Source organism: Pseudoalteromonas sp. UBA2102, assembly GCF_002331165.1.
Lineage (GTDB): Bacteria > Pseudomonadota > Gammaproteobacteria > Enterobacterales > Alteromonadaceae > Pseudoalteromonas > Pseudoalteromonas atlantica.
Map to the genome: position 1 here is coordinate 14,270 of NZ_DCYU01000089.1, position 11,581 is coordinate 25,850.

Consider the following 11,581-nt stretch of genomic DNA (forward strand, 5'->3'; position numbering starts at 1 on the left):
CGGGCCCCGTGGTGTTTTTTATGCACGGCGCAGTAGAAAATGGCAAAATTTTTTATACTCATAGCAATAAAGGGCTAGCCCCTTATTTGGCTGAGCAAGGCTACTGCTGTTATGTAGCAGACCTGCGCGGACGTGGAGAGAGCAAGCCGCTTATTTCGCCGCAGGCTAAATATGGTCAAACAGAGGCAATAGTAGAAGATATCCCCGCCTTTATTAATTACATTGAACAATTCGAGGGTAAAAAGCCAGACTATTGGGTTGCTCACTCTTGGGGGGGCGTTTTAATGAATAGCGTTTTTGCACGTTTTCCTGAGTATTTAAAAGAGGTTAAAGCGTGTGCTTATTTTGGCTCTAAACGATCTTTGTTTAACAATCACCCTAAAAAGTTACTACAAGCAAATGTAATTTGGTACTTTATGGCGCCCATATTGGCTAAAAAACAGGGGTACTTAAACGCAAAAGGCTATAAGTGGGGCAGCGATAACGAATCGCAAAAGTCGCATTATCAGAGCATGCAGTGGGCTAAAAAAAGGCCATGGATAGATAGCGATGATGGTTTTGACTATGCAAAAGCCTTAGCTAAAGTGCAGGTGCCTCCTACACTACATATTGGCGCTGTAAACGATAAGGCTCTTGCGCAGCCTATTGATATTAAAAAGTTTATGGCAGAGTCCGGACCTGGAAAACAAACCCTTAAAATTTATGGCAAGCGCCATGGTCATAGTGTGGATTACGATCATATTAATATGCTTACTCACCCTCAGGCACGGGATGAGCAATTTAAAGATGTTGTAAGCTGGTTTAACGAGCACAGTTAGGCAATTAGGCTCATTCAAACTGTTTTAAAAGCGGTGTTTTATAGCGCTCCCAATGCGCGAGTGCCTGTGTATTAATTGGCTGCCTAATGGCTTGTTTGCTTAATGTGCTAACAGCAGCCTTACGCTTATAAAATGCTAAGCATTGCGGTTCATACTCACATCCTAAAAACGAAAATAAAGCACTTAGCTGCGACTCAGGCTCGGCAACTATTTGCTCATAATGAATATCGTATAGCGGTAATGAGGGCAGGCTGCGCCAATGATCCATTAATTTTGCATACAACGCATGGTAAAGTTTGAATTCTTTTAAATCACAAAAGTACGGCTCATTTTCGGCAAAGTAGTTACTGAACACCGAAAAAGCAGTGGCGTTAAAATCCCTACTTAAATTAATAAATTTAGCATTAGGGAACAGCAAGTAAATTAAGCCAATAGACTGATAGTTACTCGGTAGCTTATTAATAATGAAAGGGCGTATAGGCTGTGCTTTTTTTAACTCTTCAATATAAATATTGCGAGCTTTTGCGATTAAATCGTTACTAAGTGCGCTTAAGCATTGCGGGTAAGGGGTTTGCGTTTGCTGCTCTATAAATGCCACCACTTGGTTAGCGATACTGGTGTTTTCACCTAATGTGGCAAACTGTGAGTGGCAGGCCATCATTTGCTCAAGTAAGGTTGAGCCGCTGCGGGGCATACCAATAATAAACACGGGCGTAATAGTGCCGGTAAAAGTGTGTTCGGCAGATGCAATTAGCTGTTGTGTATTATGCGTTATAATTGCCTCATAGAAAGGCACTAAGTCACTGGTTTTAAAGTGAGTAAGCTTTTTTTGAAGTTTGTTGGCAAGCACATAATAGTTAAATGCTTGCTCTGTATCTTCTAGTTTGTCGTAGCTTTTACCTAACGCGTAGTAACACACCATTTTTAAACGCACGTTATTCGTTTGCGTTAAAAAGTGGTGCAGGTTGCTCACATAATTATGTTCTTTATTGAAACGGCCTAATTGTACTAGTTCAAATAAAATATAGGCAGTTACGGGGTAAAGCCCCATGCTTAGCGCATGCGCAAATGTGGTGTGTGCTTTGTCTAATTCGCCGTAGCTTAAATAATGCTGAGCTAAATAATAATGAGGCTCTGGGTTATGGCTTGCGAGGCTTTTAGCATATTCGAGTACTTTAATCGCATCATTAGGGGAATTAACACCGTTAAATGCATCGGCAAGGGCGTGCAGTGGCTCAAGCATATGGGGTAAACGTTCGCATGCTTTTTGTAATAAGTATACCGCTGCATCAAAGCGCTCTAACCTAAGTGCTATCCTGCCTAAACCAAATAATGCTTCGCCGCTTTGCGGGTTACTATTTAAAATTGCTTTAAAATGAAACTCGGCTTCTTTGAGTTTATTTTCTTGTAGTAATTGATTGGCTTTTTTAATTAGCATGATGAGGCATTATTGTTTTTTAATTAATATAAAATAAAAAAGGCGAAATGTCTTAACATTTCGCCTTGGTTTATCATGAAAAAATATTAGAAAGTATAGGTTGCTTTCGCGTAGTAGAAGCCACCGTTAATACCGTATGGAGATGTTTCGTAGTATTGGCCACCCCAGTTATTGTTAGGGATACCCGTACGGTCTTCAAAATCAAGTTTTTCAGCGTCTTGGTCAAAGATGTTTTGTGCACCTACCGAGAAGCTAATAGACTCATTTAAGAAGTACGTTATTTCAGCGTCAATAGTTACTGCTGCATCAGCTGTTTTTGCTGTTGCATCGTAATCTACGTGAACACCTTGGTATTCGCCGTAGTAATTAGCACGGGTAAACATTGAAAAAGATTCCCACTGCTGTGCCCAAGTAAGCGTTGCACGGTGGTTAGGTAAATCTTCTTCTAAACGCTTAACTTTAAACTCACCGGTAATGTCGCTGAACTTAGTTACCTCAGTTTCATTCCAGTTGTAAGCAAGGCTAAATGTAGAGCTTCCGCCTAGCATGTCAGCTGTGTAGTTTGCTACTAAGTCAATACCTTGCGTTGTTGTATCAAAGTCATTTGTGAAAAAGCTTACTTGTGCATAGCTTTGCGCATTTGGTACGCCTGCTGCTTCTAACGTGTCTTTATCATCTTGGCTAAGTACAATTTTTTCAGATTGGCTGATACGGTCATCAACCTCAATGTTGTAGTAATCAAGTGTTACAAATAAATCGCCAATAGTGTAAACCGCACCTAATGTGTAGCTTTGCGATTCTTCTGGCTCAAGCTCTGTACCACCTAATTGCACTGCAATTGGGTTTGTTGGTGGTAAAAGTGCTGAATCTTGTAATACACCATCACTTAAGTTTGTTTGTACGTTACTTACGTTCGCTTGGCCAACAGTTGGAGCGCGGAAACCTGTGCTTACTGAGCCACGAATATTTAAGTCTTCAGTTACGTGGTACTGCGCCATTACTTTGTAGTTTGTTGTTGTACCAAAGCTGTCGTAATCTTCAAAACGTACCGCAAGGCCCATTAAGAATTCTTCTGTAAATGGTGCTTCAATATCTACATAAGCTGCGTAGTTACGGCGTGTATATTCGCCTGCATCAGAAGGTTTGAAACCAGGGAAACCATTAGAGCCAATACCAAAACCTTGCTCAGTTAAAGGACCTGCAGTGAATGATGCTTCATCACCAGAAATTACAGTAAATGTTTCTTCGTGCCATTCTAAACCACCGGCAATATTTACATCGTACGCTAGGTCAAAATCAAAGCCTTTAGAAAGGTCAAAGTTAAAGTTTTTCTCTAGTTGCTCATATTTACCTGGGCTAAAATCACGTGGGCTGTCTGCACCTAACGACGCATTAACCGTGTCGTAAATAAAGTAGCGAGATTCGTTTAAACCCACCGTACCACTTAAATCGTAAAATGCATCTTTAAGGAAACCACCCGTAAACATACCCTTTGTACCAATAGTTAAAGAGGTATCGGTAATGTTGCCACCAAAGTTAGGTGTAAAACCGCCAGGAATGGTTTCGTTAAATGCAAAACAATCAGGATTATTAGCAACACCGCTAATGTAGTCTGGGTTATCTAGTACGTTGTCATCAATTGCGATAGTAGGACAGTTACCGCTCATGTCTTCTGTTAAATCGGCAACAAGCAGTGTTTCACCGCCATCGTTTGAGTATACACCTGGGCGAGTATGCGGGTTACGGTAGTAAAAACCACCACGTACATCACGCTCAGAGTAGTTACCAAACATATAAAATTCTGAGTCGTTTGTTAGTTCTAAACCAAAGTTACCAAAAATTGAAATGTCGTCATCAACCTCTGGGGCACCCCAAACTTGCGCAAGCGAAGACACTTCTGGTACACCTGCAGCAGAAAGTGCAGCTGCATCAGGGCGTTGCTCTGAGCGACTTGTTGCATCTGCTGTTTTATATTGAAAACTTAAGTTAGCAAAACCGTTGTCTGTAAATGGTAAGCCTACGTTACCCGATATCTGTGTTGTATCACCGTCGCCTTCGTAGTATTGACCATGGCGTACTTCAAATTTACCGCCTTCAGAGGCATCTTTAAGTTGGAAGTTCATTACACCTGCGATTGCATCTGAGCCGTATTGTGCTGCTGCGCCATCACGTAGTACTTCTACTTGCTTAAGTGCAATGCTAGGAATAACTGAAATATCAGCGCCTTGTGCACCATCATTAATACCACCACCTAAAAATGCAATAACAGAAGCACGGTGACGGCGTTTACCGTTTAAAAGAATTAATGTGCTGTCTGAAGGTAAGCCACGTAAGTTAGCTGGGCGTACTAGTGATGCGGCATCACTGATTGGGTTTTGGTGAACATTAAAAGAAGGAACAGAGCCTTTAAGTAGCTCTAGCATGTCTGTGTTACCAGACTTTTCTAGCTCTTCACCGCCAATAATATCAATAGGAACCGGTGAATCACCAATAGAGCGTGGTGCTGAGCGAGTACCCACTACGGCAATTTTTTCAACGTTTTTATTAACTTTAGTTTCACTTTCTTCTGCTGCAACAGCAGAACCTGAAATAAACAAACCTGCGGTGGTTGTTGTTGCTAATGCAAATTTAATTGCTTGATTTAGCGCGTTGCTTTTAAGTTTCATTCTAATTTTCCCCAGTTAGAATATATTTTGTACGTAATGCAGTAATTAACATTACTTATTTATAATTTTGGACGTATTCACATGGGGATAAAGAGTCAACCTACTCGACTTCTTAAAGCTAAAAGCCCACCTCATGTGAAGTCCTATGTACAGACTATACATAAAAAACTTTCAGGGCAATTAATAATTAACTCTTTAATAACAAAAAGTTCAAAATAAAATATATTTGCAACAATGGTGCAGTATGTAACTAATTTGAACTAATAAAGTGCGGTTTTATCGCTTTTTCGAAGATTTAATGCGCGAAGTGGGTGAGTGGATGTTATCAACTTGTTTCTATTGGTGAGGCAGGTGGTGTGTTTTGCGCTTGCCAGTCACGATATTTTTGTCTGTATTCGTCCCACACTCAAGGGCTACAGCTACCTCCGCCGCAGCATTCATCAGGCTGTGGTTTTTGGGGTTTGAGGAGTACTATTATTTGTTTGTTTTGCATAAAAATGAGCTTGTAAGCACTGTTATGGTGCAAAAGAGTAAAGTATAGGGCGTATTAAGTAAATTATTCTTGTGTAAAACCCCTTATGTGTGAAAATAAAGGGTATGCGATTATATAAAGTTATTCACCGTGCGCCTTGGCGGGTAGTTAAAATTAGTAAAAAGCGCCAACAGCTTCGCTTTCGTCGTGCAATGGTGGCGCTAAAAATTGCTCTTGCGCAAGAAAGGCAAGAAACCATAGAAATGCTCACCATTTATAGGCGTTACACGCAAGGGCAAACCAGCAAAGAAGAGTTAAAGCGTGCTAATGAGCAGTTTGTAGATATTTTAAAAGGGCTTGGCTTAGGTGTATTTGCCGTACTGCCGTTTGCCCCTATTACTATTCCATTGGTTGTAAAGCTAGGCAGAATGGTAGGTGTAGATGTATTGCCTAGCTCGTTTAACATTAATAAACCAGTTAAAGAGCTAGACGCTGAAATAGTTAAAGAGGATTTAAAACAACACACTAAAGCGCCAAATAAAGAATAAATCTGGCTAAAATTAGCTATACCTTTTAGCCGGTCTTATTGGTATGCTTTGAGCTACCATTTTTTATTATATGAGCTTTTCAATGAGTGCATTACTTCGTCATACTTCTTCTGGTATTCCTTTATCTTTTATTCTTAAAAACGAGTTAACTGACTGGCAATCACAACAACCGGCTTTTATCCAAACATGGTTAACAAATAGCGGCTTTGAAAAGCAAGGTTTAGCGCTTGTGCCTGACGCCCAAACCGGTGAGCTAAGCCACGTTTATTGTTTATTACAAAACCAAAATGATTTTTGGGCCGCAGGCGAGCTTGCCAATAAATTACCGCTGGGCACGTATCAAATTCAAGGCGATGATGCCTTTATAGAGCAAGTCGCGCTTGGTTTTGTGTTAGGCGGCTATGAATTTAGTGAATATAAAGAAAAACCAACGGCCAAAGCACAATTAGCCATTGCCGATGAAGCGCTGTATCAGCGTATTAAGCAACAAGCCGATGCCATTTATTTAGCGCGTGATTTAGTAAACACACCTGCGGTAGATATGATGCCGCAGCATTTATCGCAAGTAATGGAAGATTTAGCCAATAATTACAACGGCGAATTTACCCAGTGGATTGGCGATGAGCTACTTGAGCAAAATTACCCAACAATACACATGGTCGGGCGCGCCAGCGAAAACAAACCGCGATTACTTGATTTAAAATGGGGCGATGAAAACGCGCCACTGATTACCTTAGTTGGTAAAGGGGTATGTTTTGACTCTGGCGGGCTTGATTTAAAACCAAGCTCTGGCATGCGTAACATGAAAAAAGACATGGGCGGGGCAGCGCACGTTATTGCTTTAGCGCAGCTAATTATGGCGGCTAATTTACCAATTAGACTGCGTGTTTTAGTGCCTGCGGTTGAAAACGCGGTATCGCGAAATGCATTTCGCCCAGGTGATGTAATTAAAACGCGTAAAGGCATTATGGTAGAAATAGACAATACCGATGCAGAAGGGCGTTTAGTATTGTGCGATGCGCTTAGCGAGGCACAAAACGATAACCCTGAGCTAATTATTGACTTTGCGACCCTTACCGGTGCTTGTCGTGTTGCTTTAGGTACTGAGTTACCGGGCTTTTTCTCAACAGAGCGCGATGTAGCAAATGGTATTATTGATGCCGGTATGGATGTAAGCGACCCTGTATGGCAATTGCCTTTATTTGATCAGTACAAAAGCTTTTTAAAGAGCGATGTAGCCGATATGGCAAACTGTGCCAGCACACCATTTGGTGGTGCAATTACCGCGGCGCTTTATTTAAAAGAGTTTGTAGAGCCAACCACACCCTGGGTACATTTTGATGTAATGGCGTGGAATTTACGTGCTTTACCTGGGCGCCCAACCGGCGGCGAAGCGTTAGGTATTCGTGCGGTATTTAATTACTTGCAAAGCCGCTTTAAATAAACCTTGTTATACGAGGGCTATACCTCGTATAACTCAAGCGGTAAGTTATCTGGATCGGCAAAAAAGGTGAATTTTTTGCCGGTTATTTCATCCACTCTTATCTCTTCCACTGTTATATTTTGTGACTCTAAATACTGCTTTGCTTGGGCAACGTTTTTAACTTTAAATGCTAAATGCCTTAAGCCTTGCGCTTCTGGGTAGCTTGGTCTTGCAGGTGCTCCATCAAACGAAAATAACTCTATTTGGCTGCCATCAGGCATCGCTAAATCTAATTTATACGAATTACGCGCGGCCCTAAAATGCTCGTTAATAACTTTAAGTTTAAGTACGTTACTATAAAAGTGCTTAGAGTGGGCGTAATCACTGCAAATAACAGCAGCATGATGAATGCCTAATAGTTCCATGTAGTTAGCTCCATGAGTTTGTTCTTCTAAAAAACAAAAACGCACTAAAAAGTGCGTTTAATTTTTATGTGCTTTAAAAATGTTTAGCTAGGCTCAGCGTCTTTGCAGGCATTAACTGCGGGGGCTACAAGCTCAAGGCCTGTTAGCTCACACAGTGGCAAAGTTGCATCACTTACTTTTATCGGCGTAACACGCTCGCCCCATTTTATATAGCTTGCTGCCCACGTTAAACCTGCGCCAAACGCTGCCGACATAATATTTGAATGCGGCTTAATTAAGCCTTGCTCTACGGCTTCACATAACGCAATAGCAATTGTAGCGGCTGAGGTATTACCGTAGTCAGCAATGTTTACCATTACTTTTTCATCTGGCACTTTTAAACGATGCTGAATTGCTTGAATAATACGTAAGTTAGCTTGGTGTGGCACTAATACGTTTATGTCATCAAGGCTTAGGTTGGCTTGCGTTAATACATCATCACACGCTTCGCTCATACCTTTAACGGCACGTTTGAAAATTTCACGGCCTTCAAACAGTAAGTCCGATGGGCCAATTGGCTCATATTTATTTAAATCACTACCAAAGTTGGTGATATGCAAAATGTCTCTGTCTTCACTGTCGCAACCGGTTTTAGTACCAAGTAGGCCTGCGGGTGTTTCTGCGGCTTCGAGTACTACTGCGCCTGCGCCATCTCCAAATAATACAGCGCTGTCACGGCGTGCCCAGTTTACATACCAAGTCATGCGCTCTGCAGCAATAACCACGGCTTTTTTAATCATACCCGCCTGAATTTGAGCGGTAGCTGCCTGAAGAGCATATAAAAAACCAGAACACGCAGCATTGGTATCCATAGCTGCAGCGCCGGTCGCACCAATGTTTTTCTGTACTAAAGAGGCGGTATTGGCCACCACAGTAGAAGGGGTACACGTTGCTAAAATAACTAAATCGATATCTTTTGCGTCAATCCCTGCACAATCGATGGCGTGCTTTGCGGCAACGGTTGCAAGTTCTGCGGTGCTAACATGGCTAACCCTACGAGATTTAATACCAGTACGTGTGGTGATCCACTCATCGTTGGTATCAACTATTTCGCTAATTTCATCGTTGCTAATGCTTGCTGGTGGAATACATTTACCCCAACCAGTAATATGTGCGTAGGCCATAGTGTGTTCTCTTAAAAAGGTGGTCTGACGTGTATTGCTAATGGGTGAGTTATATCAAAAATTGCCCTTTAAGAGAAGTTATTAACCTGTTTTGTCTCGTAAATAATAGTAATTGTGGGCAATTTAACGTAAAGGTTGTTTAAAGAGTAAGCAAGTATTAAAGCTATACGTAGCGATGTGTTAAACAGCATATAATTGAATAGTGCATGATTTTGCGGCTTTACTTCAACGTAAGTGGCTTGCGTTTATGGCACTGCGTTAAAGCTGTTAGCTTGAGTGAATTAAATTAAGCCGATATTATTAATTACTGCCCGTTTAACGTATAAACACACAAACACGTGGCAATTACATACATAATAAGGAAGCCCATGAGCAATAAAATAAAAGTGTCGTTGTTTAATCACTTGATTGAGTCCGAACGACAGTTGCTCGACCCCGATGTCCGTCAATCAAGCCATGCATTAAATGCCTTACTTGATGATGAGTTTATTGAAATTGCAGCTAATGGCACCGTATTTGATAAGCAGCACGTACTCACACGTTTACCTACCGAGGTTGTTCCGCAGTTTTATAATCAGCACTTTAAAGGGCGAATGCTTAGCGATGATGTCGCGCAAATTAGTTACCAAGCGGCTTATAGGCGCTCAGCCCGAAGTGAGTTTAATTACTCCTTACGTATGTCGCTTTGGCGTAAAAGTAATGAACAATGGAAAATGGTGTTTCATCAAGGAACGCCGTGCGCGCTGTTTACTATATCAATGGATGAAGATTAACTTTTTTAACGTATTAAATTTTATAGGTACATCACACCTTGTTTATGCAAACCGACCCGACCATTAGTCGCCTTTTAATGCTGCGAAGTGGTGCTATTGCTGTGCAGTTAATTGCTGTACTAAGCGTGTATTTTTTATTAGAACACCAAATAGCGTTACTCCCTTTATTAGTGGTAATAGCTATAGAGGCGATATTTCAATTAGTAAGCGTATTCGCCTATCGAAATGTTAGCCAAGCGCGCCCTATAGGGATGTTAATGCAGCTCACTGCGGATGTCCTGTTTTTAACTATTTTGCTCTCATTAAGTGGCGGCGCAACCAATGCGTTTGTATCGCTATTATTGCTACCTATCATGATTGCAGCGGTCACCCTTCGTGAAAAAGGACTCGCTTATATCGCCGTACTGGCAATTGCCGCTTATAGTTTTTTACTCATTAAGATGCCCGATCACAGTATGCATCAAATGAATATGAGCGGGCATTTTATAGGCATGTGGGTTAACTTTGTTTTAAGTGCAAGCGTTATCGCTTTGGTTATTGGCGCTATGAGTAGAGCATTAAAGGAGCGAGAGCGCACAATAGCTAAAGCTCGCGAGCAGCAATTGCGCAACGAGCAACTGGTAACCCTAGATGGCGCAGCTGCGCAAATAACCCATCAACTAGCCAGTCCTATCGCTAACTTACAATTACTATTTGAAGAGCTTTTAGAAGAGCAGCCAAATAACCCTGTCGTTGTGCAAATGCACACGCCGCTTAAGCAATGTGCTAGGCAATTAAATGACTTTAGAAAGCTCTCTGCTCAGCTTCGTAATAAAAATACCACCGAGCACATTACAGTAAACCAGCTACAAACGCAGATCATCGATACATTATTACTGCAATACCCTGATCAGCACATTAATTGGTTAAGTGAGCCAATAGCAGCCACCTTAAAAAGTGATGCAATGCTATTGCCTGCTATTCTCAATTTGCTACAAAATGCATGCATTGCTAATCAAAAAAATAACCAAACCCAGTTAGAGCTAAGCTGGCAGCAAGATAATCAACACAGTGAAAGTATATATTTGCTAATTCGTGATTTTGGTAGCGGTTTTAGCCAATCACAATTAGCAGAGCTTGGCGGGCAACTTATGCCTAGCAGCCAAGGTATGGGGCTTGCGGTTTTACTTTCTAATGTAACGTTTGAGCGACTAAACGGCTCGTTAACTTTGTATAATCACGCTGGTGGCGGGGCAGTGGCTAAAGTAAAATTAGCCATAGCAAATAATGAGCAATCACTTACATGAAATTACTGATAATTGAAGACGATATAAACCTAGCCAGTACACTTGCTCGGCGTTTAACAAAGCAAGGCTTTAGTTGTGAAGTTGCGCATAACCAAAGTGATGCATTACTCAGTGCACATAAACACTTACCAGATTTTATTTTGCTCGATATGAAATTGGGTGACGATAACGGGCTTGCCTTAATTAAGCCACTTCGCAGCTTATTACCGCAAGCGTATATTGTATTATTAACAGGGTTTGCAAGCATAGCCACCGCAGTAGAGGCCATGCGTTTAGGTGCTAACGACTACCTTACAAAACCCGTTGATATGGCCACGTTATTAAAGGCCCTAAACGCAGATTTAAATACACAAAATGTTAGTGATATTGCCACACCAGTTATGTCACCAGAGCGTTTAGAGTGGGAGCATATTCAGCAAGTGCTACATAGTAATAACGGTAATGTGTCGGCCACTGCGCGGCAACTCAATATGCATAGGCGCACATTGCAGCGTAAGTTACAAAAAAAGCCGGTTCAGCAGTAACCGCTTAAGGGGTATAAAATGAGTGATGATGCGGCTACATTAATG

General features: G+C 41.4%; 10 protein-coding genes. 6 read left to right on the plus strand and 4 right to left on the minus strand.

What is annotated here, in order from left to right; translation table 11 throughout:
* Positions 1-818 (plus strand): alpha/beta fold hydrolase (locus B2R65_RS12295; protein WP_286743051.1); only part of this gene is annotated, 818 nt, incomplete at its 5' end.
* 10 nt (positions 819-828) lie between these two features.
* Here B2R65_RS12295 and B2R65_RS12300 read toward each other — a convergent pair.
* Entirely contained in the window at positions 829-2,256 is a 1,428-nt protein-coding gene (locus B2R65_RS12300; protein WP_286743054.1) for a tetratricopeptide repeat-containing sulfotransferase family protein, read from the minus strand.
* Between the two features lie 86 nt (positions 2,257-2,342).
* Positions 2,343-4,922, minus strand: a complete 2,580-nt coding sequence (locus B2R65_RS12305; RefSeq protein ID WP_004588780.1) for a TonB-dependent receptor plug domain-containing protein — start codon at positions 4,920-4,922, stop codon at positions 2,343-2,345.
* A 597-nt stretch (positions 4,923-5,519) separates the two neighbouring features.
* On the opposite strand from B2R65_RS12305, the gene B2R65_RS12310 reads away from it, so the two are divergent.
* Together B2R65_RS12310 and B2R65_RS12315 are read left to right on the plus strand one after the other, a co-directional pair.
* Positions 5,520-5,942, plus strand: coding sequence for a hypothetical protein (locus B2R65_RS12310; RefSeq protein WP_024031949.1), 423 nt, complete (start codon positions 5,520-5,522; stop codon positions 5,940-5,942).
* A gap of 82 nt (positions 5,943-6,024) precedes the next feature.
* Entirely contained in the window at positions 6,025-7,386 is a 1,362-nt protein-coding gene (locus B2R65_RS12315) for a leucyl aminopeptidase family protein (protein WP_029774238.1), read from the plus strand.
* A gap of 17 nt (positions 7,387-7,403) precedes the next feature.
* On the opposite strand, the gene gloA2 is transcribed toward B2R65_RS12315, so the two are convergent.
* Positions 7,404-7,790, minus strand: a complete 387-nt coding sequence (gloA2, locus tag B2R65_RS12320) for an SMU1112c/YaeR family gloxylase I-like metalloprotein (RefSeq protein WP_248461923.1) — start codon at positions 7,788-7,790, stop codon at positions 7,404-7,406.
* An 83-nt stretch (positions 7,791-7,873) separates the two neighbouring features.
* Positions 7,874-8,953: a ketoacyl-ACP synthase III gene (locus B2R65_RS12325; RefSeq protein WP_286743060.1), complete on the minus strand. Its 1,080-nt coding sequence runs from the start codon at positions 8,951-8,953 to the stop codon at positions 7,874-7,876.
* Positions 8,954-9,321: 368 nt separating this feature from the next.
* Between B2R65_RS12325 and B2R65_RS12330 the strand changes: the two genes are divergently transcribed.
* The 3 genes from B2R65_RS12330 to B2R65_RS12340 are packed head-to-tail and all read left to right on the plus strand — an operon-like array spanning position 9,322 to position 11,536.
* Positions 9,322-9,726, plus strand: coding sequence for a nuclear transport factor 2 family protein (locus B2R65_RS12330; RefSeq protein ID WP_286743063.1), 405 nt, complete (start codon positions 9,322-9,324; stop codon positions 9,724-9,726).
* A gap of 44 nt (positions 9,727-9,770) precedes the next feature.
* Positions 9,771-11,012, plus strand: coding sequence for an ATP-binding protein (locus B2R65_RS12335; protein WP_286743066.1), 1,242 nt, complete (start codon positions 9,771-9,773; stop codon positions 11,010-11,012).
* Positions 11,009-11,536: a response regulator transcription factor gene (locus tag B2R65_RS12340; RefSeq protein WP_273603105.1), complete on the plus strand. Its 528-nt coding sequence runs from the start codon at positions 11,009-11,011 to the stop codon at positions 11,534-11,536. Before B2R65_RS12335 ends, B2R65_RS12340 begins: the two co-directional genes overlap by 4 nt.
* Positions 11,537-11,581: the final 45 nt, after the last annotated feature.